23 protein-coding genes and 1 pseudogene are annotated in these 26,336 nt (G+C 52.3%); 13 read left to right on the forward strand and 11 right to left on the reverse strand.

The annotated features are described in order from the left end of the window. Positions 1-4 precede the first annotated feature (4 nt). From EDD53_RS06260 to EDD53_RS06280, 5 genes are read left to right on the forward strand one after another with little or no spacing between them, the layout of a single operon-like run. Positions 5-508: a TRAP transporter small permease gene (locus EDD53_RS06260; protein ID WP_123792287.1), complete on the forward strand. Its 504-nt coding sequence runs from the start codon at positions 5-7 to the stop codon at positions 506-508. Further along, a complete protein-coding gene (locus EDD53_RS06265; protein ID WP_123792288.1) occupies positions 505-1,809 on the forward strand; it encodes a TRAP transporter large permease in 1,305 nt (434 codons plus the stop codon). Before EDD53_RS06260 ends, EDD53_RS06265 begins: the two co-directional genes overlap by 4 nt. A 29-nt stretch (positions 1,810-1,838) precedes the next feature. Next, the gene (locus tag EDD53_RS06270; RefSeq protein ID WP_123792289.1) at positions 1,839-3,068 is read left to right on the forward strand and encodes a cytochrome P450; all 1,230 of its coding nucleotides are present in this window, start codon (positions 1,839-1,841) and stop codon (positions 3,066-3,068) included. Between the two features lie 2 nt (positions 3,069-3,070). Then, a complete protein-coding gene (locus EDD53_RS06275) occupies positions 3,071-3,394 on the forward strand; it encodes a 2Fe-2S iron-sulfur cluster-binding protein (protein WP_123792290.1) in 324 nt (107 codons plus the stop codon). 33 nt (positions 3,395-3,427) lie between these two features. Next, positions 3,428-3,940: a MarR family winged helix-turn-helix transcriptional regulator gene (locus EDD53_RS06280; protein ID WP_123792291.1), complete on the forward strand. Its 513-nt coding sequence runs from the start codon at positions 3,428-3,430 to the stop codon at positions 3,938-3,940. A gap of 295 nt (positions 3,941-4,235) precedes the next feature. Here EDD53_RS06280 and EDD53_RS06285 read toward each other — a convergent pair whose 3' ends face one another. Then, positions 4,236-5,171, reverse strand: a complete 936-nt coding sequence (locus EDD53_RS06285; protein WP_123792292.1) for a LysR family transcriptional regulator — start codon at positions 5,169-5,171, stop codon at positions 4,236-4,238. Positions 5,172-5,292: 121 nt separating this feature from the next. On the opposite strand from EDD53_RS06285, the gene EDD53_RS06290 reads away from it, so the two are divergent. From EDD53_RS06290 to EDD53_RS06305, 4 genes are read left to right on the forward strand one after another with little or no spacing between them, the layout of a single operon-like run. After that, positions 5,293-6,255 carry a Bug family tripartite tricarboxylate transporter substrate binding protein gene (locus EDD53_RS06290; protein WP_170162694.1) on the forward strand — a complete coding sequence of 321 codons (963 nt, stop codon included), beginning with the start codon at positions 5,293-5,295 and terminating at the stop codon, positions 6,253-6,255. 59 nt (positions 6,256-6,314) lie between these two features. Further along, the gene (locus EDD53_RS06295; RefSeq protein ID WP_123792294.1) at positions 6,315-6,797 is read left to right on the forward strand and encodes a tripartite tricarboxylate transporter TctB family protein; all 483 of its coding nucleotides are present in this window, start codon (positions 6,315-6,317) and stop codon (positions 6,795-6,797) included. 13 nt (positions 6,798-6,810) lie between these two features. Next, the gene (locus EDD53_RS06300) at positions 6,811-8,478 is read left to right on the forward strand and encodes a tripartite tricarboxylate transporter permease (protein WP_123792295.1); all 1,668 of its coding nucleotides are present in this window, start codon (positions 6,811-6,813) and stop codon (positions 8,476-8,478) included. Then, complete coding sequence (locus EDD53_RS06305; protein WP_123792296.1) at positions 8,471-9,142, forward strand: 4-carboxy-4-hydroxy-2-oxoadipate aldolase/oxaloacetate decarboxylase; 672 nt, start codon at positions 8,471-8,473, stop codon at positions 9,140-9,142. The genes EDD53_RS06300 and EDD53_RS06305 overlap by 8 nt, the downstream gene beginning before the upstream one ends. 955 nt (positions 9,143-10,097) lie before the next feature. Here the strand turns inward: EDD53_RS06305 and EDD53_RS06310 are convergent. From EDD53_RS06310 to EDD53_RS06320, 3 genes are read right to left on the reverse strand one after another with little or no spacing between them, the layout of a single operon-like run. Then, complete coding sequence (locus tag EDD53_RS06310) at positions 10,098-11,084, reverse strand: membrane dipeptidase (protein WP_123792297.1); 987 nt, start codon at positions 11,082-11,084, stop codon at positions 10,098-10,100. A 23-nt stretch (positions 11,085-11,107) separates the two neighbouring features. Then, a complete protein-coding gene (locus tag EDD53_RS06315) occupies positions 11,108-12,538 on the reverse strand; it encodes a flavin-containing monooxygenase (protein WP_123792298.1) in 1,431 nt (476 codons plus the stop codon). After that, complete coding sequence (locus EDD53_RS06320) at positions 12,535-13,308, reverse strand: LysR family transcriptional regulator (protein ID WP_211331588.1); 774 nt, start codon at positions 13,306-13,308, stop codon at positions 12,535-12,537. The genes EDD53_RS06315 and EDD53_RS06320 overlap by 4 nt, the downstream gene beginning before the upstream one ends. 71 nt (positions 13,309-13,379) lie before the next feature. Between EDD53_RS06320 and EDD53_RS06325 the strand changes: the two genes are divergently transcribed. From EDD53_RS06325 to EDD53_RS06335, 3 genes are read left to right on the forward strand one after another with little or no spacing between them, the layout of a single operon-like run. Next, on the forward strand, positions 13,380-14,381 hold the full coding sequence (locus tag EDD53_RS06325) for a TRAP transporter substrate-binding protein (RefSeq protein ID WP_123792300.1): 1,002 nt from the start codon (positions 13,380-13,382) through the stop codon (positions 14,379-14,381). Further along, positions 14,381-14,920 carry a TRAP transporter small permease gene (locus EDD53_RS06330; protein WP_123792301.1) on the forward strand — a complete coding sequence of 180 codons (540 nt, stop codon included), beginning with the start codon at positions 14,381-14,383 and terminating at the stop codon, positions 14,918-14,920. The genes EDD53_RS06325 and EDD53_RS06330 overlap by 1 nt, the downstream gene beginning before the upstream one ends. After that, positions 14,917-16,212 carry a TRAP transporter large permease gene (locus EDD53_RS06335; protein ID WP_123792302.1) on the forward strand — a complete coding sequence of 432 codons (1,296 nt, stop codon included), beginning with the start codon at positions 14,917-14,919 and terminating at the stop codon, positions 16,210-16,212. The genes EDD53_RS06330 and EDD53_RS06335 overlap by 4 nt, the downstream gene beginning before the upstream one ends. 454 nt (positions 16,213-16,666) lie before the next feature. On the opposite strand, the pseudogene EDD53_RS06340 reads toward EDD53_RS06335, so the two are convergent. Further along, a pseudogene (locus tag EDD53_RS06340) lies at positions 16,667-16,846 on the reverse strand (hypothetical protein); the annotation flags it as partial. Positions 16,847-17,185: 339 nt separating this feature from the next. On the opposite strand from EDD53_RS06340, the gene EDD53_RS06345 reads away from it, so the two are divergent. Then, positions 17,186-17,605 (forward strand): hypothetical protein, encoded by a 420-nt coding sequence (locus EDD53_RS06345; RefSeq protein WP_123792303.1) that lies wholly within the window; start codon positions 17,186-17,188, stop codon positions 17,603-17,605. Between the two features lie 301 nt (positions 17,606-17,906). On the opposite strand, the gene EDD53_RS06350 is transcribed toward EDD53_RS06345, so the two are convergent. The 6 genes from EDD53_RS06350 to EDD53_RS06375 all read right to left on the reverse strand — a co-directional run bounded on the left by EDD53_RS06350 (position 17,907) and on the right by EDD53_RS06375 (position 26,335). Next, complete coding sequence (locus EDD53_RS06350) at positions 17,907-20,207, reverse strand: AAA family ATPase (RefSeq protein WP_123792304.1); 2,301 nt, start codon at positions 20,205-20,207, stop codon at positions 17,907-17,909. An 81-nt stretch (positions 20,208-20,288) separates the two neighbouring features. Next, positions 20,289-21,791 carry a plasmid recombination protein gene (locus EDD53_RS06355; RefSeq protein WP_123792305.1) on the reverse strand — a complete coding sequence of 501 codons (1,503 nt, stop codon included), beginning with the start codon at positions 21,789-21,791 and terminating at the stop codon, positions 20,289-20,291. Positions 21,792-22,614: 823 nt separating this feature from the next. Continuing rightward, positions 22,615-23,079, reverse strand: a complete 465-nt coding sequence (locus EDD53_RS06360) for a site-specific integrase (RefSeq protein WP_123792306.1) — start codon at positions 23,077-23,079, stop codon at positions 22,615-22,617. A 331-nt stretch (positions 23,080-23,410) separates the two neighbouring features. Further along, positions 23,411-24,388, reverse strand: coding sequence for an alpha/beta hydrolase (locus EDD53_RS06365; RefSeq protein WP_123792307.1), 978 nt, complete (start codon positions 24,386-24,388; stop codon positions 23,411-23,413). After that, entirely contained in the window at positions 24,385-25,341 is a 957-nt protein-coding gene (locus EDD53_RS06370) for an ABC transporter ATP-binding protein (RefSeq protein WP_123792308.1), read from the reverse strand. The genes EDD53_RS06365 and EDD53_RS06370 overlap by 4 nt, the downstream gene beginning before the upstream one ends. After that, a complete protein-coding gene (locus EDD53_RS06375) occupies positions 25,334-26,335 on the reverse strand; it encodes an ABC transporter ATP-binding protein (protein WP_123792309.1) in 1,002 nt (333 codons plus the stop codon). Before EDD53_RS06375 ends, EDD53_RS06370 begins: the two co-directional genes overlap by 8 nt. Between the last annotated feature and the right edge of the window lies 1 nt (position 26,336).

Genomic DNA, 26,336 nt, shown 5'->3' on the forward strand with positions numbered 1-26,336 from the left:
GACCATGACACACAAACTTGGTGCTCGGCTGAAATGGATCAGCCGAGCGGATATTTGGTTGGCAACCATCGCTTGTATGGTCTTGGCAGGGATGATGGTTTTTGTCTTTGCTGGAGCCATCATGCGCTACGCATTTAATGCGCCTATTCACGGCGGAAATGAGGTGCTTGAATTGGCATCCGTCGCTGCCGTGATGTTTTCTGTTCCATATTGCACCACACAAGATGCACATGTTCGGATCGATTTACTGGACGGCGCTTTGGGGCGCATTGGTCGCGCATTGACGGACTTTATGTACCGCGCCATCGGTGTTGTCGTGCTGTGGTTTTTGACGAAATCCTACATTGACCGCACGCTTGATGCCTACGAATTCGAAGATGTCACCAATATGCTTGATATCCAGATCTGGCCTTTTTACGCGCTTATCGTTTTTGGCATGGGCCTTTATGGCGTGATCCTTGCGGCGCAAATTGTTTGGTCACTGTTTCCGAAAGGAACCCCATCATGAGCGAAGTCACAATCGGACTGTTTGGCATTGCGGGCATGTTTGTGCTGCTTGCGCTGCGCGTTCCTGTCGCAATGTCGATGCTGGCGGCTGGGTTCTTTGGCACATGGGCTTTGCACGGAGAACGCTCAGCTGTTGCTGTCTTGTCATCTGAGACCTTTTCAGCGGTGTCATCCTATTCCTTGATCGTCATTCCATTGTTTATTTTGATGGGCAACATTGCCTCTGCCGCTGGATTTAGCCGTGGATTGTACGAACTTGCCTATGCATGGGTTGGTCGTTTTCGTGGTGGACTTGCCTCCGCGTCGATCCTCGGCTGTGCAGCATTTTCCGCAGTAAGCGGATCATCGGTCGCAACTGCCGTCACCATTGGCCGCGTCGCGATCCCAGAAATGAACCGCTACAAATATTCCAGCAGCATGGCCACTGGCGCAGTTGCAGCGGGCGGCACGCTGGGCTTTTTGATCCCCCCATCGACTGGGTTCGTGCTTTATTCCATCTTGACCGAGCAATCCTTGGGTCGGTTGTTTATGGCGGGTATTTTGCCGGGTATTCTTTTGACCTTGCTCTTTGTTGGGGCCATTCTTGTGACCACCACATTGGACCCAAAAGCAGGCCCGCACGGTGAAGTCGTGCCGATGAGGCAACGCTTTGAGCGCTTGATTGGTGCCTCGCCCTTGATCTCTGTGATCTTTATCTCAATTGGCGGTATTTATGCGGGTGTGTTCACCCCTGTCGAAGCTGCGGGTGTCGGTGCCTTCCTTGTGCTTGTTTTCGCAGTTCTTGGCCGCAAGCTTGATCTCAAGGGTATTCACACAGCCTTTATGGACACGGTCAAAACCAGCACCATGCTCTACGTGATCGTAATCGGGGCTGGTATCTTTAGCCCGTTTCTTGCGCTTACAGGCATTCCGCAAAGTCTGTCCGATATGCTGTCAAACCTCGGTCTAGGCGCCTTGGGCACATTGATCGTAATCCTGCTCGCCTATGTGGTGCTTGGCATGTTTATGGATGCGCTTTCGATGATCGTGATCACCATCCCTATCGTATTTCCGATTATTGTCTCATTGGGCTATGACCCGATCTGGTTCGGCGTCATCGCCGTGATCGTGATCGAAATGGGCATGATCACACCCCCTGTCGGCATCAACGTATTTGTCGTCAAAGCCATCGCACCAAACGTGCCAATGGGGACGATATTTCGCGGTGTTTTGCCGTTTTGGATCGCGATGCTTGTGGCACTTGTGTTGCTGATCGCCTTTCCAGAAATCGCACTTTTTATACCCAATTCAATGTTCGGCTAGGGCCTTAACATGCAACAGGAGACCTTATCATGGGACTAATTGAAGGCCATCTAGATGTCGGAGCGCCCGAAGGCGTTCCAATCTGGGACATCGATCCTTATGCCACAGATGTCTTGGAAAACCCGATTGAATTCTACCGCGAGATGCGCGCCAAAGGGCCCTTTGTCTACATCCCGCGATATGCCATTTTGGCCTGTGCGCGATATGCACAAACCAAAGAAGTGTTCAGCGATCACGAACGTTTTGTGTCGTCGCGCGGCGTTGGTCTTGTGGATTTCAAGCAAACCACCCCGTGGCGCCCCCCTAGTATCATTTTAGAAGTTGATCCGCCCGAGCACACCCGTGTGCGGCGAATTATGGCGAAAACTTTGTCACCGAAAGTGATGCGCGAACAGGCCAGCCTGCTGCAAAGCATCGCGGATCAAATGGTTGCTGAAGTGGTCGCCATGGGCGAAATTGATGGCGTGGCCGATCTTGCAGAACGCTACCCTACAACCGTCTTTCCGCGTATTCTTGGTTTAAAGAAATCCAACGGTCGTCACTTGTTAGACTACGGCGCTATGGTGTTTGACGCTGTTGGACCTGACAATGAAATTCGTCGCGCCTCTTTGTCGAAAGGCGAAGACGTTGTTCCGTGGATCATGAAGCAATGCGAGCGCGATAACCTGATCGAAGGCGGGCTTGGCGCGGGGATTTATACCTATGCCGACAGCGGTGACATCAGCGAAAAAGAGGCAGGCCTCTTGGTACGTTCCTTGCTGTCTGCGGGTGTCGATACGACTGTGACGGGCATCGGTAGCCTGCTGTATTGTCTGGCTGAGAACCCTGAACAGTTTGAACTGCTGAAAGACAATCCTAAACTGGCGCGCAGTGCATTTGAAGAAGTCCTACGCTACACCGCGCCGGTGCACTCCTTCTTCAGAACTTCGGCAGGCGATACAGAAGTGTCAGGCATTAAAATCCAAGAAAACACCAAGATTTTATGCATGCTGGGCGCCGCAAATCGCGATGAAGATCATTGGCCGAATGCGGACAAATACGATGTGACCCGCGATGTTCAAGGCCACCTTGGCATGGGCGCGGGCATTCATGGTTGCGTCGGGCAAAATTTGGCCCGCGCCGAAGTCAGTGCGGTTTTGACCGCCATCTTGGCGCAAGTCGACAAAATTGAATTCACAGGCACAGCAAAATGGCGTCCTGGAAACTCCATTCGGGCCCTTGCGAGCCTGCCAATAAAACTGACGAAAAAAGAGGCCTAAAAATGGTAAACATACGTATCACGAATACAAACGGAACAGAGCAAAGCATCGAAAGCAAGGCTGGCATGAGCTTGATGGAAGCCTTGCGCGGCGCAAACATAGACGGCATCGTGGCCGAATGTGGCGGGTCCATGTCTTGCGCGACCTGTCATGTCGTTGTGGATACGGATTGGTTGACTGCAACGGGTGAAATATCCGATATGGAAGATGATATGCTTGATTGTACAGCGACAGATCGTGACCCGGGAAGTCGCCTATCCTGTCAGATCGAGTTGTCTGAAGCCTTGGACGGATTGCAGATCTCAATCCCTGACAACCAATTTTAATTTGACCTATGAATAGGGCATGTGACTGAGCGAATGACAAAACCAAACAAAAGCAAACTCACATGTCCTGATGGTCGCATTTCACAGCCCTCAAAATCAGTGGGCGACCGAGAGGTCATTGATCTCGGCACCTATATTCCTGGTTTTCTGAGTTCTATAAACAATGCTTTGTCTCGCGGTGCCTCACAAAGATACCGCGCGCAATTCGGTATTGGCATTGTCGAATGGCGGGTCATGTCCATGTTGGCGATAGAGCCAAATATTCCAGCGGTTCACATCAGTGACGCTATCTCCACCGACAAAGGTCAAGTGAGCCGCGCCTTGCAAAAACTCTGTGATGCAAAGCTGGCCGAAAGCAAAGTGGTCAGTGCGGATGTGCGCAAAAAGAACTGGTGGCTGAATGACGCAGGCTACACGATGCATGAACGTATCTTAAAAATTGCCCTAGAGCGCGAAAGACAATTGATCACTGGCTGCACGCCAGAGGACATCGAGGCATTTTTGCGTGTTGCACGACTTATGGGGCAAAATTTATCAAAGATGTAAGGTATGCATTGCTCGAGCTGGATTACTTTAGCCCTAAAACCTGTACAATTTTGACCAAACGTCTCCGATTACGCCTCGTCTGGCTGGAAACTTAAACTCAGGCCCACGCCCCGCCAACCGAACGGTTAATTTTTCACAATCTTTTAGCACATACACGCACTGGATGTTTTGCGACCGGCTAGAATAAGCCCGTATCCACTGGACTTCCCGCAGGGGCAGTCTGCAATCGTGTTTTGAGCAGAAGTGATAGCGCATGGTATATTGGTCGCGATGAGACGGATACTCACGCTGCCACCTATTGCGCGGCCCGCCAAATTGTCTCCTCTGAGACCTCCTTCACGAGCTCACGTAGTAACTGGGTCACGGCAACGACTGCGGGCGCAGTCTCGCGGATAGGAGATTGCACAAGAACCAAGCGCCTCTCAAGTGCGGGCGAAATAATTTGCCGTACCATAAGCTGATCTTTCAGATCATCATCCATCACGGCTGCGCGTCCGATAATGGTATCCCCCAGACCTGCGACCACAGCCGATTTTAAGATCCACCCCCCCGCAAGTTCATACCGAATGTTCATCTTGAAATCTTGCTGCTGAGCGGCCCAGTCAACGATCTTACGCAATACGTGGTTGCGCGATGGTAAAATTAAGGGACGCATGAGCGCGTCGTGTAGTGTGATATCTCCAGTTTCGGCGCCGGCGGTTTTTTTAGACAATAAAACCAGACGTTCTGTGGCTAGAAATTTTGCCGAACTTTCAGCCGCTTCAGACAGGTTGATTGCCAAATCCAATTCTTGGCGCTGCATCCCCTCATTCAATGATTGGCTTGTACCTTCGGCGATGAACAGGCGAATATTGGGGTATTGTTTCGAGCAACGCTGAAACAGCGGCACTGCCAAGCGCAACGCGACCGTATTAAGCAACCCAAGCGCGACAGAGCCTGCGGGCGTGTCAACGCCATGCCGAGCGGCCGTTTCTGCATCTTCAACGCTGCGCAGGATTGAGGATGCATGTGCAACAAGGATTTTTCCGACATCGGTGGTGATCATACCGCGCGGGGTGCGGTGAAATAGCTCGGTTTTAAAATACTCCTCTAGTGCAGAGATGTGATGACTTAACGCGGGTTGCGCTATGCCAATAGCCTCGGCGGCGCGCGTTAAAGAACCATGCTGATCAATGGCTTGGATATATTTCAGTCTGCGAAGATCAAGTGCGATATCGCGTCCTCCACACATTTTGGTATAAAGAAAACTTATTTCTTAGATATATAATATGTATTTGCCTTATTCCATGCAAGCCCAATACGTTAAGCGTCAACGGCGAATAACAACCGTTTCAGATTTGGGAGGATCAACCATGAAAAATGTAAAAGCGATTTTGGGTCTAAGTGCAGGCATCGCGATTTTGGCGGGGGGGGCATTTGCGCAAGCTGAAATGTCTTGTGAAACAGCGCGTCTTGTTGTGCCATATGGCGCGGGGGGCGGCTCAGATTTGCAGGCGCGCATCATCGCCGAGAGCTACAACAAACTGGGGTATAAACCACAGCTGCAAGTGATCAATATTACGGGGCAAGGTGGTAGCAAAGGTGCGTCCGAGGTGCAAAAAGCTGATGCGGATGGTTGCACGATGTTGTTCCAACACGAGGCAATTCTCGCCAGCTATTTGACTGGCCGTGTTGATTTTTCGTGGGATGACTTCGCGCCGGCCGCAATGATAAATGTTGAGCCTGCAATTTTTGCGGCTTCACCTAATGCGCCTTTCAAGGATTTCGCGGGCATGGTCAGCTATGCAAAAGAGCATGAAGGCGAGGTGCTTGCTGCGGCGAGTATCGCATCCAATACGCATTTTATCCTATTGCAATTGCAAGATGATCTGGGGATCAACTTCAACATCATCGGATATGAGGGCGGGCGCGAACGGGTCACGGCTCTGCTGTCTGACACAGTGCATGTCGGTCAGGTTGGCGAGTCGGATGCGCGCCAGTATTTCCCCGATCAATTGACGGCTTTGGCAATCTTCTCAAAAGAGCGTTCAAAGACCTTGCCTGATGTTCCAACAGCGGTAGAGCAAGATTTCGACATCGAAATCAATGTGACGCGGGGCATTATGATGCCAAAAGGTACGCCTGATGACATCCTTGCAGCCTATAGCGAGCGGTTTGAACAGGTCGTTCAAGATCCTGCCGTTGTTGAAGCGATGACGAAAATGGGCGCATCTGTCCGCTACATGGGCAGTGAAGACTATTCCAGCTGGTGGGCTGAGCAAGGCGATCGTTGGGAAACTGTCGCAAAAGAGATCGGTATCTATCGCGCCAAATAAGGCACTTTCTCGGCGGCTCGCATGCGAGCCGCCCTTTATTTGATCTCGGAGTGAATACCATGAGCAATCGCGGCACCGCTGTTTTGCTGGCAGCCTTTTTGTTGGGGCTATCTGCCTTACTTTTTCTTCAGACATTTCAGGTGCGAAACTTTCCCGGCACCCGCTTTGGTGCGGAAATTTGGCCTCGCGCCATTCTCATCTCAATGGGGCTTTTGTCGGTGATTTTACTGCTTCAAAGTCTGCGAAAATCTACTGTGCCTCTTACTCAGGAAGCCCTGAAAGCCGTCTTTGAGCGCGAAGGCATCGCATGGTCGGTCTTTGCCTGCTTTTTTGCGTTTCTCTGGCTGCTTCCGCGGCTCGGAGCCTATCCTGCCGGGGCATTATTCGTTTTTGCGACACTGACAATTCTCGGCCCCAAAACCCTGCGATCTTCGCTGCTGCATCTTGGTGTCGCAGTGGGATCATCAGTCGTGTTGTGGGTGCTATTTTCGCAAGTCCTCAAAGTCATCGCGCCTTCTGGGCGCTGGTGGGCATTGCTATAAGAAAGGCTAAACGATGACTTTATTCGATGGCTTCCTATTGGCGCTGAGCCAAATGACCGAACCCTACAATCTTCTTTTACTTGGCGCGGGTGTTCTTGCAGGCCTGCTCGTTGGTGCAATTCCCGGATTTTCGATCACAATGGCTGTCGTGATTGTGCTGCCATTCACATATGGCATGGAAACGACACCGGGCCTTGCAATCATGTTGGGCGTTATGGTGGGCGGAATTTCCGGCGGCCTCGTGTCCGCCATGTTACTGGGCATTCCTGGCACCCCTGCCTCGGTGGCGACAACCTTTGATGGTTTGCCCATGGTGCGCAAAGGCGAGCAAGGCTATGCACTTGGCCTTGGCCTTTGGGCATCCTGCATCGGCGGGTTTGTGAGTGGCGCCGTCCTCTTCGTGCTGGCCCCTCCCTTGGGGCAGATCGGTTTGGAAATCGGGCCGTGGGGGTATTTTTGCCTTATTCTCTTTGCTTTAACGATCACAGCAAGTCTTTCAGACGGGAATATGATCAAAGGTTTGATTGCTGCCTGCATCGGCCTTTTGGCAACGGCTGTGGGTGAAGATCAGGTCAATGGCATCACGCGACTGACCTTTGGCAATGGCGATCTGGATGGCGGTTTTGCCTATCTTCCTATCTTGATCGGCGTTTTCGCATTCTCGCAATTGCTTTCTGATATGCCGACGCGTGCTGCGGCACGGCGCACCCTGAGCGCCGACGCTGCTACCAATGTCCGTATTCCGCACCTGCGGGTTCTCAAACAAATTGTAAAGCACTGGCTTTTGACATTGCGATCCATCGCAATAGGCGTGTTCGTTGGTGTTTTGCCTGCTGCAGGTGCGTCGATTTCTAATCTGATCTCTTACGATCAAGCGCGCAAAAATTCAAAAAACCCTGAAGCCTTTGGCACTGGCACCGAAGAAGGCATCATCGCACCAGAAAGCACAAACAACGCAACAATGGGGGGCGCTTTAATGGTACTCGTCGCCCTAGGAATCCCAGGGGACGCGGCGGCGGCGGCGGTGCTTGCAGCACTTCTTGTCCATGACGTAGCCCCTAGCCCGACCTTTATGACCGAGCGCCCAGACGTGGTTTACGTCATTTTACTCGCTTTTGTTATCGGGCATATTTTCGTGCTTTTACTGCAATCTGCCGCGCTAAAAATATTCATTCGGATCGTAGGCATTCCGATCTACATCCTTGCAGGTGTGATTTTGCTCTACACTGGCATGGGCGTTTTTGCGATCAACAACACCACCTTTGACATCTGGACAATGTTCTTATTCGGCATGGTCGGATACCTGATGATGCGCTTTAACTTCCCGCTCGCGCCATTGATCCTTGGGACTGTGCTAGGCCCAATTGGCGAAGTGAACTTGATGCGCGCGATGCAAATCTCACCCGATTTGATGAACTTCATCACCCGTCCTTGGGCTTTGCTTTTTCTCACAATGGCAATTCTATCCTTGCTGTTCCCTTTTGCGAAAGCGCGGTCCAAATCCGGCTACTGGAAATACTTCGGCGCAGTGTCATTCCTGCTCATAGCCATTCCAATGTTCATGATGCAAGGCAGCCTGCGCCCCATTGTCGGCGCAGCGCTCATCGTCGCCGCAGTCTGGACAGCTTATCGTAAATTTTCAAACACATCCCACACTCATGAGGATCTTCGACATGGTTAACATTATTACTGAAATCACCCGCCCAACGGCAGCACAGGTTGCTTTGGCGCAATCCGTCACCCCAGCGACAATTCACGAAGCTCAAGGACGCACAGGCGCAGTTGACCCCGCGATCCAGCCTATCAAGCCGGGCCTCTCAGTTTGCGGCCCCGCTGTGACCGTGAGCTGCACGCCCGGAGACAACATGATGCTGATCGCCGCGATCAATGTTGCAAAGCCCGGAGACGTTCTGGTCGTTTCCGCTGGCGGAAATCGCCTCCAAGGCGGTTTTGGTGAGGTTCTGTCGACAGCCTGCGCCTCGCGGGGAATTGCGGGTTTGGTTATTGATGCCTGCGTACGCGATGGTGCGGCCATTCGCGCTATGGGATGGCCCGTTTTTTCCACTGGGCTCGCCATGCAAGGCACAGTGAAAGAAACACTAGGCTCGGTAAATAAGCCAATTATTGTTGGTGGCATTCTAATCAACCCCGGCGACATCGTGTCTGGCGACGATGATGGCGTTGTCTGCCTCAAACGTGAAGACATTGATCGCATTGGCGCTATATCTGTCGAGAAAGAACAAAAAGAAGCTGAAATGATGGATGCGTTGCGCGCAGGTGCCGATATCCTTGAACTAAGCGGTATGGGTCAGCGCTTGAAAGATAAAGGCTGCATCTCTGTTTAATCCCAGTCAGGCTTTTGCGCCCGTGAGCAATTGATTTCTGATGAGACCCTAAAAGACGGCCTGCGGACTTTGCCAAGAAGAATAAGTTTGCAGGCCACTTAGCAAAATCTGAACAGTGGACAGTATAGAGGCGGATCACTCCAGCAATTGATCTTGCATGCTAGAAAACCGGTTGGGAGGCAGTTTTCGAGCTCAATCAAACTAGTCTACACGCCACGTCACAGTCAGTAGATATTGCGTTGCGGGATCGTGGTGTCCCCATGATCTTGATCGAAGCCAAGCGTGCGGGCACAAAGCCCCAAGAAAACACAGGCCGCTTCTCGCAAGAGCTATGCCGTGGAGCAGATCGAAAATAGTGAGGCTCTGGTAGAATTTTTGCGAAAAACAGCCGGCTGACAGAGCATTCTTGGATAGTTTCTCTATGTTACTGAGTTCAGGAAGGCGGGCACAGGCGGAAATCTGACATTCGCTGCGTCTGCACGCATCTTGCTGCAGATCGAAGAAAGCGGTCATTCAAGACCGCGAAAGCCTAACCAACCATGCTGCGCCAGCCGTCATGGTCAGCTATGCGCAGTTGCGCCAAAGCCGCCATTCGGCAAAGATGCAGCGCAGGTCAGCAAAGAGCCCATTTTACCGATTTTCTGCAACGCAGCCAAAGTCTGCTTTCAGGAAACAGGAAAATATAAGCCTGAATTCACGGTTCATAACCGACCTTCAGCAACTTTCCATATGCTGCGATACAGCTTACCAAAATCGGACCTTCATGCCTCTCGGTGCGGTCGGTCCGACTGAGCCTCGCTTTGAATTCAACTTAGCTTCACGCGCACTGAAAATAGAACCACTTCGGTTTGCCGAAACACGGGAACAGGGCATCCTAAGGCTGGGTATTCATGGCGCGCAACTTTGATCACTTGGGCAGGTCGTATCCCATGAGATCAAAGGCTTTATCGGCTATTTACCAAGTCTGATCGAACAGACGCATCCAATTTCCGCCCAGAATTTTGACAATGCGCTCCTTACTCCAACCTCGGTTGTGCATTTCCTCAGTGAGGTTGCCGAATTCACGATTATGGCGAATGCCTTCGGGTTTTGAAATCTTAGCAGACCCGAAATCGGCGAGCGTGCTTCCGGTTCCTTTGTCTTTGTTGGCCCAAAGCAACCAAGGGCCCGGACGCGCGCGGTTGTGGTTGAAATCGGTGCCGATGGCCACGTGATCTTCCCCAACAAGATCCAAGGTGTGTTCCATCGCATCAATCACATGCGCAACCGTGGCATCATTACCGGCAGCCAGTCCGGGCGCGAACAATGATGTTCCAATAACACCGCCTTTGGCCGCACAGGCCTGAAACACCTCGTCGGGTTTATTGCGTGGTACATCGTAAAGCGCGCTTGGCAGACAATGGGTGATTGCGACCGGTTTTTTCGAATATTCTATGGTATCCAATGACGTCTGAATACCAACGTGGCTCAGGTCGATCAAAATGCCGGCCTCATCCATTGCATCAACAGCTTCATGGCCGAAACGGGTCAACCCGCTGTCTCTCGTTTCCAGATACCCAGCGCCAAAGAAGTTCTGTGTATTGTAGGTCAACTGCATGATGTTCACACCGAGGTCCTTGAAAAGCGCGAAGTTATCAAGGCGATCTTCGATGGGGGATGTGTTTTGCCAGCCCATTATGATCCCGACCTTGCCCTCTGCTTTCGCACGTCGAATGTCGTCCGTTGTACGAATGAGCATGGCGATGTCGGCGTTTTCTGCCAGCTTCTCGCGCCACATTGTCACGTAATCCATACCACCACGAAAATTCTCCCAGAGCACGGAGGACGCGTTGATTGCGCTGACACCTCCTTGTTGCGCATCGAGGAGGATTTCGCGGTTGAAATCGGAACTTTGCAAAGCATCGACAATGATGGAACTGGAGTGGAGATCTTGAGAGGTCATAAAGGAGCCTTTTGAAAGAGGGTCTAGTTGGCCGCAGCTAATTCAGAAGCGGGCCAGATATCAGGTTCGAAATCTGGGGTGTCATAGGTCGCAAAACGATCAAGATGGAACGCCGCGTCTTCAGCAAAGAATGACCGCACCAAACCGCTCGAAAGCCTCCGTGCGCCCTCCGTTGCAGATGGAATGCCCGATGTGACTTTACCCTGACTTGGCACAGCCGCGTAAGCAAAGCAGCACAGCCGCGCGAGGGCGGGGCATGTCCCTGCCGTGCGCTCCGCGAAGGTGAAGTCAGCGTTTAGATACGGGTGCGCGGCAAGAACTGGGTTCTTTGCAGCCTTGTCCGCCCCAACAACATCGGCCCAGGTGCGCCAGTGCCCAAAGAATTGAGAGAGTTCGGGGCGGCTCTGTTCTGAGATACCAAACCCTGTTGCAAAGATGGCGACATCGGCCTCGATAACGCCTTTCGGTGTTTCGACGGATAGACCGTTTGCACCATGTGACATTGCATTGATTGGTGCGCCAAGGTGCAGGTGGGCATTTTTATGCCGCGCGACGCGTGCAACGGAATGGGCAGGGGGCGGCACAGGGAACTTGTCGCCAAGGTCCATGATCTCCCATTTTTGGGCATCCGTCAGCGCCATATAGCCCGCAGTCATGCCGCGTGACCCTGTGCCAGTGAATTTGTCGATGGCAGGAAGTGCTGGGCGGCGAATGAGGAGATCAAGCCGCGCGCATCCCGCTTCAAGGGCGGCAGCGGCATTGTCCATTGCAGAGGCCCCTGCCCCAACCACAATCACGCGTTTGCCTTTTAGGCTATCGACATCAAAAACATCGGCGGAATGGTACACGCTCCCCTGTGGCAATCCTTGGGCGACAGGTGGCAGTTTGGGGGCGCCTAATGCGTCCAAACCCGTCGCCAAAACCACGCGACGCGCCCAGATTTCGCCTGTGCTGGTCGAGAGGCGAAACAACGCGCCCTCGGGAACGATCTCTGTCACGTCGCAGTCGTTAATGATGTCTGGTTTGGTCATCTTGCGATACCATTTCAGGTAATCCATCCACATTGTGCGCGGAGCGAGGGTCATGTCGTCCCAAGCGGCGACACCCCATTGCGCTTCGAACCAAGCCCTAAATGTTAACGCAGGTATGCCCAAAGCCGGCCCTGCGGCTTCTTTAATAGTCCGCAGCGTTTCCATGCGCGCAAAAGTAATCCAAGGGCCTTCTTGGCCGGCAGGGGCGCGATCCAAGAGGCGAACATTGCTAATGCCGTCCATCCCTAGGGCCGCATTCGCCACCAAACCGCAAAGCCCTGCGCCGATAATTGCCACATCCAGTACGGGGTCTCCGCTTGGGCCCTTGGTGACGGGCATCCAAGGCTTCGGTGGTAGGTTTAGAAGGGTGCGCTGGCGGGTGAAGTCGGCCTCCAACTCTGTCAGGTTCGTCGCGTCTGTCATGGTGCAGTCCCCAGTAAGGTTTTTTGACTTTGTGGAAAGGATGTCACGCCCTCGGCCATTTTCACGGCGCAATCGCGCACAGTTGCCAAGCAGGCTTTGTAAAAGGCATCAACGAAGGCGCTGGAATGTTGTGCCAATGTATGGCGTATGCGAAACGCACTCCTCACTGTTATGAAGCGTTGGTTTGCGAAGACCGACAGCGGCAGAGCTACGCGTGATTGCGCCAGTGGTGATACGTCTGACACCACACCTACAAGACGGGATTCACGGACGACACGGCGCACCATGCCCGCGTGATCAATTGGACTGGCAGCTATACCAAAGTCCGCAGTTCGGCTGCGCAGAGCCCCGATAACGTGCTCAGCATTCATGGTTTGGACATTGATCTGCTGTGGAAGCTGTTCACCTAACGCTGTCAATGTCGCACCAGTCAAGCCTGCGGCCATAGCGGGTGTCGCGGCGATGTCGATAGACGCAACTTTTTTCGTGCGAATTGTTTCGGCGCGCTGCCCGATTTGGCGCAGGCCAGCAACACCACGTTCAACTTTATCATGAAACCGCATGCCGCGATCTGTAGGGGAAATGCGAGGGCCGTTGCGATGGAACAACTGAAAACCGACAGACAGCTCCAATTCTTTGATCATGCGAGTCACCGCAGGCTGCCCAATGCCTAAATAAACAGCGGCTCCCGTCATGGACCCGCAAGACATGGCCGCCAGAAAGGCTTCCAACACCTTGAGGTCAAACTTTTTATTGTTTTCTATTGACATCATAGGCTCATCATTATGCTATGTTTGCATAATTGCAAGTCCATAAAGTAAAAAACCAACGGGAGTCTCTAATGAATCGTTTTACTCGCTTAGCTGTTACCGCCCTTTTGAGCGCAGCCGCGCTTCCGGTTGCCGCCGAAACATGGCGCCTTAGTTCCATGGTGTCGCCTGACAGCATCGAAGGTCAGGCCTATGAAATCCTCGCCGAGAAGACTGCGGAATATTCGAACGGCGATCTGACCATCCGAATTTTCCCGAACTCGCAAATTGGTGAAATGGACGCGGTCGTCGAGCAGCTTAGCGCGGGTGTCATCCAGCTCGCGCCGTCCGCCATGACGTTCCTTGCACGCTGGGAAGATAACATTCGTTATGCCTCTGCACCCTTTCTGTTTGACGATTATGACCATTGGGCCGAATTCATACGTGGCGATATGGTGCAAGGCTGGCTTGGTAAAGTAACTGATGCATCCGGCATTTCTGTTTTGGGCGATGCACCTGCCTTCCCACGTGGTTCGTTCCGCACGCTGCTGTCTGTCGATCCAATCACCAGCGCAGAAGACATCGCTGAACTTCGCATTCGTCAGTTCAACAGCCAGCTGGTGATTGATGTGTGGGAAAACCAAGGCGCCGAAGTTGTCGTGCTTTCATGGGGCGAAGTCTACGATGCAATCAACCGCAATATCGTAAATGCCGTGACATCGCCGCTGGAACTGATTGAAAGCACGCGTTTCTACGAGGTTGCGCCCAATATCGTGCGTACAGATGAATACCCACAGGCAATCGCTTTCATGATGAACCAAGAGGCATTCGACGACCTTTCCCCCGAAAATCAGGATGCCTTGCTGCGCGCCCATGCAGATGCGTCCGCCTTCGCTTGGGAAACCGTTTTCTCAGGCGCCGATGAAACTGTTGAACGGATCAAAGCCCTCGAAGGCGTGACATATTCTGACAGTTTCGACACCTCTGCGATTTTGGCGACAACGTCCGAATTTTACGCGGCGCGTGAGGCGGCTGGAGAATTGCCAGAAGGCCTGATGGACGCCGTCGAAGCCGCACGGGAAAGCGCGAAGTAATGAAAAGCACGTTCTCCGTTCTCGGAACGAGTTTGGACGCTATCGCGGCTGCCTTCAAAGCCGCGATAGCTCTATTATTGCTCATCATGTTGGCGATCAATGCCTTTAACATCGCAAGTCGGTCTATTATCGGCGAGGCTTATGACGGAGTTTTCCATTGGACAATGTTGATGTTCATTTGGGCGACTTGCTTGGGTGTTTTCGTTTACATGCGAGAAAACCGAGATGTGGTTGTTGACCTGATTGCGGCGCGTATGCCGTTGCCTATCCGCAAAGTGCTTGGCGTTTTTGCGGACATGATCGGTGTATTATTTATGTACATGGTTCTGTCGCCAGCGATTGAATTGATTGGCTTACAGACGGGTCATATGGAGACAATCGCGCTCCCCATATACGTCAATAGCCTGCCATTGTTCTTGTCTGCGCTGTGCCTTGTGGCTCATTTTGCCTTGCATGCCTTGCAGGTTTTGACCGGCGACATTGAGCCTTTTCCAAAGTCCGATCCACTTGAACATCTTGATAAAGGAGCCGCAAAATGACGCTTGGCTTTGTTGTAATCGGCTCTTTTATGCTGCTGATGATGATTGGTGTTCCCGTTACAATCGCCATTGGCGCGGGAACTGTTGCTGGCTTGTATTGGGCAGGCTTGATGGATTTTGCCCTCGTCTTCCCGCAGCAAATTATCGAAGGCGCGAGCAAGCCTGCCCTGCTTGCGATTCCGTTTTTCATCCTTGCGGGTAATTTGATGAATGCTGTCGGGATGACGGATAAAATATTCAATTTCGCGCTGGCGTTGATCGGCAGTGTGCGTGCTGGTTTGGCTTATGTGAACGTGATTGCCTCGCTCATTTTTGCCGGTGTTTCTGGCGCCGCGACTGCTGATATTGCGGGTCTTGGACAGATCGAGGTGCGCGCGATGCGCGAACGTGGATATTCCCATGAATTCGCAGCGGCTTTGACCGTGGCGACATCTCTGGTTGGTCCCATCGTACCACCGTCAATCAGCCTGATCGTCTATGCCTGGCTGGCGAATGAGTCCGTCGCCCGTCTTTTCCTGGCGGGGATCGTGCCCGGCCTTCTCGTGGCGGCCTCCTTCATCGCCTACATCCGCGTGATGTGCGAATTCCAAGACATGCCGCGCGAAGAACCAAAAAATCTGACGCAGATCAGGCACGCCATCCTTGATGGCATCCCAGCGCTTATTGCGCCTTGTATCATTTTGGGGGCGATCATTTTCGGGTTCGCGACGGCGACAGAGGCCGGCGTGATTGCCTGTGTTTACACGCTTATCGTCGGGGTATTTTACCGCGCCGTTAGTTTCAGTATGCTTTGGACCGCACTGAAGGAAAGCGCATTGCTGTCCGCGCTCATCATGATGATTATCGGCGCTTCGCAGACGATGGGGTGGTTGTTTGCCTTTGAACAAGTACCCCAAGCCTTTGCGACCGGATTCTTGGACGCCATCGACAGCCGCGCAATGTTCCTCGTATTTGTCGTGGTTCTGCTGATCGTGATTGGCTGCTTCATGGAGGCGACACCGGCCAAGATCATTCTTTTGCCGTTGCTTTTGCCCGTTGCAGATGCCTTTGGCGTCGACCGCGTGCAATTCGGCATGATCATCACACTGGCACTTCTGATCGGGATCGCGACACCGCCGATGGGCGTCGGACTGTACCTGATGTCTGCAGTGTCCGGTGTGAAATTCGAACGGCTTTCGATCGCTATTCTCCCGCTGTTAATCCCGCCTTTCGTTGCCTTGATCTTGATCTCTGTATTTCCGGCAATAACGCTCTGGCTGCCCGATCTGGTGATGGGGCCTGCAGCCCCATGATCCGAAGAATGTTCATCCCCGTTCAGGACAGCATCCGTGCTGGCTGTAAACCACCGAAGGTCTGACATGAAAACGAACAACGTCATACACACAACACTTGGGATTTCTCCGAACGAGCTTTGTACGTGCTAAGAGCGTTTCGGCCGAATTTCGTTGACGGTGCGTTGACGGTGCGGAGGTTTGCCGTGCGGCTGTTCTGCATCCAGATGACACTCGTGGCTTGTCCGACCTTTCGCCGACTGCGCGCCGATATCTTCGTGGTCAGGATGGTGCCAGGATCATCGCTCCAAACTGGCTCTGGCAATGCATACCGCCACTGGTGAGTTGTTCGAAGATGCGATCTCGGGCTGCCACAGGCTGTGATCGAAGTCGCGTTCTTTGAGAACACAACACCAAAGCTCACCAAAACGCTGGCTTGGACCTGCCGCGCTTTAGTGTCGCCCCAAGTGCTCATTTAAGCCAGCTTGCATTCGAAAGCGACTGGGCTTTTCCAACCCAATGCTGAGTGGCGGCTGCGCGGAGTGTAAAAGCCGTTTATGTATTTCGCTGCACGGCAATCGTTTGTTTGCAAATGATGTGAGTGGAGGATTGCCGTCTCAGCCTTCCTGCGGGTGTCCCATGAATTGCGCCAGATCGGCTATAGCTTGATCTCTTACCGGCAAGTGAAGCTTGCATCCCCGAGAGACATTTCTGGTTCGGCGCGGTGAAGTCACGCTCCAGCAGGTTCGGCGCAATGTTGAACTTGTGATCGCTACCCCTCTCGGCAGATTGCTTTGCCACCGCCTGCCGTGACGCCAACTTTCGTCTGCTTTGTTGCAGTAAATGCTATCAACGGAGCGGCATCAAACCGCGACGGGTCTAGGGCATATCAGCGCGCGTCTCTTGAACGCGACCTCAAAAAGGTCAGCGCTCAGATTAACAAAATCGTAGAAGCGATCACGGCGGGATGTTTCACGCGTCGATGACGACAAGGATGGAGGAATCGGAGGCGCACAAGGCGGAGCTGGAAGCCCAACGCGCCGCTCTGCCCGATCAGGGCCCGATTGTTCTGCATCCTACTCTTGCAAAGACCTACCGTGGGAAGATCGCCGCTTTGTCTGATAACCTCAATGACGAAGCCTGCCGTTTTGAGGCTTCAGAGCTTTTGCGGGGGCTGATTTCTGCGATACGGATGCTGCCCGACGAGACCGCACTAAACGGGCAACGCATTAAACTCGTTGGTGAATTGGCTGCAATCTTGGAATTATCGCCCCCCCAGAAACGAGAACACCCGCTGTTTTACGGGCGGGGTGTCGGTTACGTTGTTTTGGGGGTTATGTTTAGACCCTCCGACCCTAGCGTATGCTTGGATGCGTGTTGGTCTGCGATTGGCAGAGTTCAGTCGCCGGCTTGAGAGTTTTAGGATTTGGTTGCGGGATTATGATTTGCCTGGACGCCCCCGAGTGCATGATTTTCATGCACGGGGCATTGCGTTAGCAATGTTCAGTAATCAAGAAGTTTTTATAGTGAAGTTGGTTGCGGGAGCTCGACTTGGACACTGTTTCACAGGCTTAAGCGACATTAAGATTGAACGATAACACGCATATGCATTCAAGGGCAAAATTCGTCGGTCGTGTCGAACGGCCCTTATGTATTTACTAGCTGTTGAAGTCGGCCGTGGAGTGATCCGAATGTAAGCAGACAAACCGCAGGCCCTACTCACAAAGCTTCAACTGCCCCTCAGCAAACTTTTCAACGACGCTAAGCGCCTCCACAGCTGCTTCTATGATTTCGGCTTCTTGGTGGGGTGGATCGCTGAACTTACCTCCGTGGCAAAGATCATTAAGTAAAACGCTTTTGATCTCGATCTTGTGGTCGCTGATCAAAATTTTTACAAACGCTTCGAAGTCTTGGATGTCTGGTCGGCAAAACTTCCACATACCCTCAATCACTGATCTGATCGAGTTCGGCGTAGTGTGGTCTGGGGGTTTATTACCTTTGCTTACTTCATAGATGTCGCGCAACTGAAGAACGTGCGGAGTTGCAAACGCTTTTTGATTGCTCAGTTGGTGCTTTGGATTTCCAGCGAGCAGTTGGAAAAGTCCATTGCTCTTGACGACGTTGTTGGTGCTGATCACGTTGTAGAAATAGTTGTTATGGGTCAAGATCAGCATCTTCGGACGTGACAGCTGCGGCTCCAAGCTCATCAAAACTTGTCCATCGTCAGCGAGACGAAGGTATTTCAAGCATTGAGCGATGCTGTAAATGTAATCAAAGGACAAAGACGATACCGGGTCATCGACGATAAGGAACAACTTTTTGTAGTCTTCAATGCTTTCAACCCGAAGGTGAATGCGGGCGATGTAATAACAAAATGCAATGACTGACTTTTCGCCATCACTCAGTGTTCGATCTGGACCGCGTGCAATCTCAGTGTCTTTCCGACGAACAGAAAATGAGGTTTCATCGAAAGTATAAGTATCAGCGAAAAAATTTCTGAGCAAAAGCTTGAATGTTTCAATCACTCTCGCCTTCGCTGACCCACTATCACCGTGCGTTTTTTGGAGAATTTCAATTTCAAAGAAGAGCGACGTTACTTCAACATTTAATTGCCGGATTTCCTGAATAGCTGCGTCATTTTTTTCCGCAAAATCGGATGTAAATGCCGCACAGCTACCATTTTGGATCAAAAGGCGTTCTGAGTTTGAGTTAGACACAAGCGAAGATATTGATCTGTAAAGCTTGGCATTTTCTTCTACGGCTTTGGTAAGAACTGCCTCCAGCATCGTGAAATTTGATGGTGGAAGGTCAACTTCGACGCCGAGGCCCGTAAGCTTTGTTTCGACAACCGCTTTAACACACTTCAAAGTTTCGATTAGTTGGTCCAGCAGGGTGGACAAGTCCACTGATGTTTCGTCCGAAACCGAAGAAAAGAACTTTTTAAGTTCGTTGAACCGTAATTTCTCTTTCAGCGTCGCAGAGCGCTTTTGCTGAATGATGTCTGTTATTTGGTCCAGCTGTTTCCTGATGCGGTTTAATTGATTCGTGTGCTTAGCTTCCTCGTCATTGAAAAACTGGGTGTAGGCATCAATGGCCTGCAACGCAGTTTCATTGATGCCTTGCGTGCAAAATGGGCAACTTGTGTCCTCAGTTTTTAACAATTCAAGGCCACTTTGAAAAAAATTAGGATTGTGTTGAATACGTTTTTTGAACTGTGCTGCAACACTGGACGGAGAGGTTACTCGATGTAGAGCCTCGCCGATCTCTGCCAGGTCAGGAAATATTCCTGTTACCTCGATTTCCTGAGGAAGTTCAGGATCAGTAGGCAAGGATTTATAGAGATTGTATTGCTTTAGAAGTCCCGATAGGTCTTTCGCGTTTTCCGACCCAACGTATTTATTTTCAGAGAAGTAAACCTCAGAGTTAAGTTGTTTGAATGAACCAAGAGAACCTGTGATATTGAAATCAGATTTGAGTTTGGCCTTGCCCGCATCAAACTTTGCAACAAGATTGGTTCGCTTTTTTTCCACTTCTTCCTGCAGTTCACTAAGGTCTTTGTTTTTAGCGTCTATCTCTGTATTTTCCTTACCAACGATAATCTCGTGCGTGATGTTTCCATCCAAGCCGTGTAACCGATTGCGGACATGGGCTTCGATAAAGTCTTCAGAGAAAACATGATAAATGTATGATGGCTTAGATCGATTAACCGATCCAGCGTGAGCGTTTAGCCCAATGCTCCCGATACACTCATTTCCTTCAAAAAGCGCAAAGGTTCCTTGATGATCTACTGCTTCCTCTGATACCAGAATGGATGGGATTTCAGCCTCATCTTCACTTTCGTTCTTAACTGGATCGAGCAGCCGAAGTGCTCGCGCCATGAAAGATTTCCCCGTCCCGTTGCGTGCAAAAATTAGATGTTGAGGGCGGTCGGAAAGCTCTGCCTCAAGCTCCATAATAGGGCCAATATATTTTGCGCTAACGCGTAGCTTCGGCTTTGCTGCCTTAATAGTGCTCATTCTGAAATACTCTAAAAATATCTTAACTATATTCAGAATGTGAGCCGAGTGGCATTGACCTGTCAAGTGGCAGTCCAATCCTTAGCCACCGAACCCCGGCGCATCATCATCGTCTTGCAGTTCTGGCGCGTCACTGTCCTGCTGGCGCTTTGACAAGCGCAGCACAAGGCCGACAAAGCCGTTGATCAGTTTGCGGATTGGCGCGGAGACGTCATCGCGATCTGCCCCCTTCATGCGCGCGATGATATCGGGCCAGCGCGGCAGAAAGATATCGCCGTTTTCAACCACAGCCTCGCCCGCTTCAACGGCTTCAAAAATCTCACTCATGGCGTCAACGGCCTCGGTCAGCTCTGCTTCACGATGGGTGATGCTTGCTTCTTTGTCAGCAAGCTCTGCAGCTTTGTCCTCACGTGCCTTCCTGTCTGCAAGTTTAGCACGGCGGATGGCGGCATGCTCACGCTCCAAGACCTGCGCTGCGTCAGCGACGTCAGCCGCATGAGCCTCCTCCCGCTTGGCGATGTCGGCTTCAGCCGCCGCCAATTCACTGGCCCGTGCGACAAGGTCTGCATCGATCACGGCATGCTCTGCACTCTGGGCTTCCAGCTGCGCCATGTCATCGGCCATGCGCTTGGCTTGCTTCTTTTCTGCCGTGTGTTGTTTGGTCGATTTGCGCGCCAAACGCGGCCCGTGGCGCAACAACCCGCAGGGTTTGCCAACCGCTTCAAAATAATCATCCTGCATCTTAATGAGGGCCGCGCCATAGACTTTTTGAACCGTTGAACGGCCACGTTTGCGGCGCTTCTCTTTCAAATGCTCCTTATTTCCCTCTTCCCACTCAAGCAGCAGTTTCGCATTTTCAGCCTCAACTTCTGCGCAATCTGTCTCCCAAGCGCTCAACGCCTTGCCATGCTTTTCATCATGCTTCTTTTGGGTGACGCGGTTTTTGGATGGGCGCGGTTTTTTAGGCTTACGAGGGCGCTTTGCCAGTTCAGGCTTGTCCAGCGACACAATCACATCAGATTCATGTGTCTCCCTGAAGGCTGCAGCCGCGGCTTTTGCCGCATGAAGCTTGTTTGCGTCGAGTTTAGGGTCCGGCGTATTCATCGCCAAAATGTGGATGTGAACATGCCCTTCATCGAGGTGAAGCACCGACGTATAATCGATGCCCTCAGGCATGCGCGCTTTAAAATCAGCCAGCGCACGCCTCACCCAATTCACAATTGTAGGAAAATGCTCGTCCATATTGGCAAGGTATTCTGCCGACGTCAAAGGATGGGAATGGATCTCAGTATAAAGCGTGGCGGCATCTTTGCGTAGCGCGCGTGTATAAGTGGTGCCAGTTTTACTGGTCACAGTCTCACGAATCTCAGCCAACATTTTCGCGCGCTTTGCCCTAAAATCTGCGATCGTAAGGGTGCCTGACAATTGTTGCGGAGGGCGGGGCATATCCACATGCTCAGAATAATACGGATCACGCTCAGCCTCGGCCTCAACTTGCGCCGCACTGTTGAATTGATGAGGTGCGCCTTTCACTGGCTTTGGTTGCTCGCTGTATGTCTCAGCATGGAAAAATTGATAGCTCATAGTAAATTCCCTTGATGTTAATCTTTAGGAGTCTCCTATGTTTGGATTTTGCCAAATCCAGTGTTTGGCCGATGTGCCACGTCGTTTTCTGGGGATTACTCATTTTTTTACCCCCTGCCCCAAGGCAACCACGCGTCGCCACCACCCTCTTCATGCCGTGTCAACACACCAGCCGCCTTCTTTGAGTCCCTACAGTCCCCACCAAACTGCCGCTTATTTTTTGATGATTTTCTGTGACAGACCTTGCTTGCAAGGTTTGTCAATTTTCATGCGCAGACCAAAGCTCTGCGCTCAAACTGGGCGTGGCAACACGCCGTAAAACCGTGCTTGTGGCACGGCAAAAACGCCAATCAAATGTATTGAACCGCGTGGCTCTAAGAACAGAGTTTTGGGATTTGTTTGGCGCATTATCATGCGCCTCGACCCCAAAAATGGTAGCTGGGAGGCTACCTATAAAGACAGACTGTAGGTAACTTAAGCTACCTCATCTGCCCCTTGCGCCGGGGAGGCGCTCCGTCTGATCGTAAAACCATGCGTGGCATGTGTTTTGCGATCAAACTGCGCGGTTGGCGTTGCCAACCTTGCATGACACCCTTGAGGGCGGAAGGGAAGAGCTTCACGATGCTCAAACGGTCAGGCGTGACAGCCGTTGATCTGGCCGCATCACGGGCGGCCACGGCAATCGACTGATCGCCTCTGCCTTTGTCGCAAGCGGAGTCGTCTCGCTGTAGCGCTCCGCTGTGATCGATCCACCGGCATGACCCATAATGTCCTTCCGGACGGCCTCCGGCAGTTCAGCGTTACGGCCAAGCTGCGTCGCCACTTAGTGCCGAAAGCTGTGGAAGACCTTGCCCTCTGGACTACCGTCGAGCTGGGTCTGAACCAACTTCCGGAAGCGATAATCGACCTGACCTCCGAACCCCGTTCGCTTACGGGGGCGAAGGTCGGGAAGGAGGTCCGCTTGCGGTCCGTGGCGGTCGATCTGGCGGGCGGCGTGGTCATTCAGGCCAAGCTCCACCAGCTGTGGATGCAGGGGCAGGTCGCGTTTGGCCGTGAGCAACTTGAGCCCGCGATTGGCGTTCGGCGTGATGATCAGGGCGGGCAGGCCGTCCATCACCGTGATCTCGGCGGCTTTGAGGGCCGCGATTTCCTCGCGCCGTGCCCCCGTCAGCGCGGCGATCAGCGGCACCCAATAGAACCCGTCTTGCACCAGCCGCGTTCCCGGCTCCTGCAAGTGGGTTTTGCTCTTCCAGCCATGCCAAACGGGATGGGCGAAGAGATTTTGCACATCATCGGCGGTAGCCTTTCGTCTTGATGGATCTCATACGGCTTTCACTGCTTGTTGCAATCCCTGTGCTTTCTATAGGATTTGTTTGAACGCTTTCGGGCCATTCTGGAGTTTGTCGACCAAAAGACCAAGCGCCATGCAAAAACGCGTTAGATCGTTTTGCCAGAACTATCGTGGTCTCACGCGCACCGATAGCCGTTTTCCAGTCAATGCCGACGAATCGACTTTCGCGCAGGCGCAGCGCATTCACGCTTGCGCCCCAATGCTGTCGTTCAGGAGCATCGGAATGCTGCACGAAGCACCAATGACAGCACTCGCCCGCTGCCCCACTTTATGTCAGACAGGATTGTTGCACAAAGGTCGTTATCTGCCTCAAGGCGCGCTCAATTTCTGTCCATGGTTTTCCGTATGTCATGAAGCCATGAATAGTGCCCGGACATTCAAGAAAATGCGTTTCAACCCCCGCAGAAATGAGCTTTTCGGCATATTCGCGCCCGCCATCCCGTATTGGGTCGTGTTCGGCGGTGATGACGAGCGCAGGGGGGAGACCTGAGAAATCCTCGAAAAGCAACGGGCTGACCCTTGGATCCGTGAGATCAGCTTCGTTGCGCAAGTAATGTTCAATGGTGCGTGCCAAAGACGCTTCGCCGATGAGATACCCCGTTGGATAGGTCTTCCATGAGGGATAGTCTCGATGCTTTGACAATGCTACGCTGGGGTAAATCAATACTTGGCCTATGGGCATGTCCCCATGACGGCCTTTTAATTCATGCGACAGAACTGTGACCAAATTTGCGCCAGAACTATCGCCGCAAAGTATGATCTTTTCCGGTTTGATGCCGAAGTCCGCGGCCTTAGACAGCACCCAGTCGTAGATGCAAATGCAGTCTTGCGTTTGATGCGGGAAGGGATTTTCTGGCGCCATTCCATAATCTGCACTGATGACTTTTACCCCAGTAGCGGCACAGATTTGACGACACAGGTTGTCGTGACTCTCGACATTTCCGACGACCCAAGCCCCCCCGTGGGCAAAAAAAATAGCCGCGCCATCACCACCAGTACAGGTTTCAACAGGGTCGTAAATCCGAATTGAGGCGGGTTGGCGGGTGTTCGGAACCGTATGATCCGTCGTGCTGGCAACATGCGCGGGAACAACATCGAAAACGGCAGCCATTTCAGTATGACGCCTGCGCAGCTCTGCGACGCTTGCATTGTGGGGAGCCGCATTCTGCGCGTTCCATTCCAGTATTTCGCGGACGTCAGGATCGAGTGTGGCATAGTGGTCTCGCAGATGGCTTGGCAGCTTCATTTTGACTCCAACAAGATACAGGCAGCAGAGACCTTTGGGCCCACGCTGCGAAGTTTAGGGATGGTCTGCGCGCATTGATCTGTCGCAACGGGGCAACGTGTTCTAAACGCACATCCGCTTGGCGGATTAAGCGGGCTTGCGACTTCGCCTGACAAAAGCGTTTTGCTGCGGCGTTTGGATGGGTGGTCAATCGGAACGGAATCCAACAAGGCCTTGGTGTATGGATGCGAAGGGGTGTCGAGCACGATGTCAGCGGGGCCTTCTTCGACGATACGACCCAGATACATCACAATAACACGGTCGCTGATATGTCGGACCACAGACAGATCATGCGAGACAAACACGATAGATATTCCAAGATCGGCTTGTAGGTCCATCATGAGATTCAAAACCTGCGCTTGAATTGAAACATCCAAAGCGGACACAGGTTCATCAGCGACCAGTACCTTAGGGTTCAAGGCCAACGCGCGCGCAATCCCAAGCCGCTGACACTGCCCACCTGACAGTTCATGCGGATACCGCTGGCCAAAGTCAACGTTCAGCCCGACACGATGCAACAGATCGTGGGCCTTTTGGTTGCGTTCTTGTTTGGTACCCTCAGCGTAATTATCCAGTGGTTCACGGATCGCATCATGCGCGATCATCCGAGGATTTAACGACGTATATGGATCCTGAAAAACCATTTGCACATTGCGCCGCCACTGCTTTTCGACCGCGCCTGAGATTTCGGAAATGTCGTTTCCATCAAATTCTATGCCGCCAGATGTCGCTTGTTCGAGACGCAACAAAAGTCGCGCCAATGTCGACTTTCCGCAACCGCTTTCCCCAACGATGGCAAGCGTTTCTCCCTTATTGAGCGTCAAAGATACATCGCTCACCGCTTTCAGAGATTTCCCTTTGCCTATATTGAACGTTTTTGAAAGTTCTTTTGTTTCCAACAATGCTTCAGACATGTGTCTCTCCTAGCAAAGTGCCCAATTCATCACGCCGAATGCAGCGACTTAAATGCGTGCCAACCTGCACTGTTTTTTCAGCGCCCAATTCTTGGCAGGCGGGGGTCATAAATGCGCAACGTGGCGCGAAGGTGCATCCGAGCGGGCGATCACGCAGCTCAGGCACAGAACCCGGAATATCATTCAAACGTCGTTGCCTTGCCGCCGTGCGAGGGCTCGCACGCATCAACCCGACTGTATAAGCGTGCTGAGGATTATCGAACACTTCGGCCACTTGGCCAGCTTCGACCATGCGCCCTGCATACATAACAGCAACGCGATCGGCTGTTTCCGCGACAACACCCAGATCATGGGTGATGAACAAAACAGCTGTGCCCAGTTCCGTCTTGATGTCATCAATCAAAGCTAAGATTTGGGCTTGGATCGTAACATCAAGCGCTGTGGTCGGTTCATCCGCGATCAACACTTTGGGATTGCGAGACAAGGCCATCGCGATCATCACGCGTTGACGCATCCCCCCCGAAAGTTGATGGGGGTAGCCATCCATCCGCTTGGCGGCATCTGCAATGCGGACCAATTCAAGATAGTGGATCGCCTTCTGTCTCGCCTCTTGTTTGCTAATGTTTGGCGCAAGCCGTATTGCTTCGATCATCTGGTAACCGATGGTAAAGGCAGGATTCAGCGACGACATGGGATCTTGAAAAATCATCGCAACACCTTCACCGCGCAATGCCTTCAAAGACTTTGTGTCTTTAGGGTCAATTTCGACCCCGTCAAACATGAACTGGTCCGCTGTGGCATGAGCGCTTTCAGGCAAAAGACCTAATAAGCTTAGGGCGCTGATTGACTTTCCAGATCCCGATTCTCCGACAAGACACAGGGTTTCCCCTGCCCTTAAATCAAATGACAGATCTTCAACTGTGGGGGCCGCCGCAGCAGATCCGAACCGGATGTTTAGCCCCTTCACCTCTAGAATTTTCTTATTCACACTCATC

This window comes from Pacificibacter maritimus (genome assembly GCF_003814915.1).
Lineage (GTDB): Bacteria > Pseudomonadota > Alphaproteobacteria > Rhodobacterales > Rhodobacteraceae > Celeribacter > Celeribacter maritimus.

Bases quoted from the DNA above. Each gene is read 5' to 3' on its own strand.
- EDD53_RS06260 (WP_123792287.1), top strand. From the start codon at position 5: ATGACACACAAACTTGGTGCTCGGCTGAAATGGATCAGCCGAGCGGAT.
- EDD53_RS06265 (WP_123792288.1), top strand. From the start codon at position 505: ATGAGCGAAGTCACAATCGGACTGTTTGGCATTGCGGGCATGTTTGTG.
- EDD53_RS06270 (WP_123792289.1), top strand. From the start codon at position 1,839: ATGGGACTAATTGAAGGCCATCTAGATGTCGGAGCGCCCGAAGGCGTT.
- EDD53_RS06275 (WP_123792290.1), top strand. From the start codon at position 3,071: ATGGTAAACATACGTATCACGAATACAAACGGAACAGAGCAAAGCATC.
- EDD53_RS06280 (WP_123792291.1), top strand. From the start codon at position 3,428: ATGACAAAACCAAACAAAAGCAAACTCACATGTCCTGATGGTCGCATT.
- EDD53_RS06285 (WP_123792292.1), bottom strand. From the start codon at position 5,171: ATGTGTGGAGGACGCGATATCGCACTTGATCTTCGCAGACTGAAATAT.
- EDD53_RS06290 (WP_170162694.1), top strand. From the start codon at position 5,293: ATGAAAAATGTAAAAGCGATTTTGGGTCTAAGTGCAGGCATCGCGATT.
- EDD53_RS06295 (WP_123792294.1), top strand. From the start codon at position 6,315: ATGAGCAATCGCGGCACCGCTGTTTTGCTGGCAGCCTTTTTGTTGGGG.
- EDD53_RS06300 (WP_123792295.1), top strand. From the start codon at position 6,811: ATGACTTTATTCGATGGCTTCCTATTGGCGCTGAGCCAAATGACCGAA.
- EDD53_RS06305 (WP_123792296.1), top strand. From the start codon at position 8,471: ATGGTTAACATTATTACTGAAATCACCCGCCCAACGGCAGCACAGGTT.
- EDD53_RS06310 (WP_123792297.1), bottom strand. From the start codon at position 11,084: ATGACCTCTCAAGATCTCCACTCCAGTTCCATCATTGTCGATGCTTTG.
- EDD53_RS06315 (WP_123792298.1), bottom strand. From the start codon at position 12,538: ATGACAGACGCGACGAACCTGACAGAGTTGGAGGCCGACTTCACCCGC.
- EDD53_RS06320 (WP_211331588.1), bottom strand. From the start codon at position 13,308: ATGTCAATAGAAAACAATAAAAAGTTTGACCTCAAGGTGTTGGAAGCC.
- EDD53_RS06325 (WP_123792300.1), top strand. From the start codon at position 13,380: ATGAATCGTTTTACTCGCTTAGCTGTTACCGCCCTTTTGAGCGCAGCC.
- EDD53_RS06330 (WP_123792301.1), top strand. From the start codon at position 14,381: ATGAAAAGCACGTTCTCCGTTCTCGGAACGAGTTTGGACGCTATCGCG.
- EDD53_RS06335 (WP_123792302.1), top strand. From the start codon at position 14,917: ATGACGCTTGGCTTTGTTGTAATCGGCTCTTTTATGCTGCTGATGATG.
- EDD53_RS06345 (WP_123792303.1), top strand. From the start codon at position 17,186: ATGGAGGAATCGGAGGCGCACAAGGCGGAGCTGGAAGCCCAACGCGCC.
- EDD53_RS06350 (WP_123792304.1), bottom strand. From the start codon at position 20,207: ATGAGCACTATTAAGGCAGCAAAGCCGAAGCTACGCGTTAGCGCAAAA.
- EDD53_RS06355 (WP_123792305.1), bottom strand. From the start codon at position 21,791: ATGAGCTATCAATTTTTCCATGCTGAGACATACAGCGAGCAACCAAAG.
- EDD53_RS06365 (WP_123792307.1), bottom strand. From the start codon at position 24,388: ATGAAGCTGCCAAGCCATCTGCGAGACCACTATGCCACACTCGATCCT.
- EDD53_RS06370 (WP_123792308.1), bottom strand. From the start codon at position 25,341: ATGTCTGAAGCATTGTTGGAAACAAAAGAACTTTCAAAAACGTTCAAT.
- EDD53_RS06375 (WP_123792309.1), bottom strand. From the start codon at position 26,335: ATGAGTGTGAATAAGAAAATTCTAGAGGTGAAGGGGCTAAACATCCGG.